The sequence below is a fragment of the Clostridium sp. HBUAS56017 genome, from assembly GCF_007115085.1.
Lineage (GTDB): Bacteria > Bacillota > Clostridia > Clostridiales > Clostridiaceae > Clostridium > Clostridium cibarium.
Window position 1 is genome coordinate 1 of record NZ_SULK01000019.1, and the last position, 217, is coordinate 217.

At 25.3% G+C, this 217-nt stretch carries 1 protein-coding gene; it reads left to right on the top strand.

What is annotated here, in order from left to right; genetic code table 11:
- A partial coding sequence (locus FAY47_RS20355) for a hypothetical protein (RefSeq protein ID WP_185966850.1) occupies positions 1 to 217 on the top strand: 217 nt, incomplete at both ends.

The following is a 217-nucleotide window of genomic DNA, read 5'->3' on the forward strand; positions in this document are numbered from 1 at the left end:
ATGAATGTAGCATCATTATTTGTTGGAGCTGGAGAAATAAAAGAATTATCAGCATTAAAAAAGTTTGGAATAATTTTAAATGAAGACAAAGAGATAAATGTATTAGAAAAGCTTATAGGAAAAGGAGTTAATAATGATAATGCCTTAAAGTTAATTAATAAATTAGATGTAGAAGAGCTTAAAAAGTTACATTCATTTCTAGAAAAGAAACCATCAG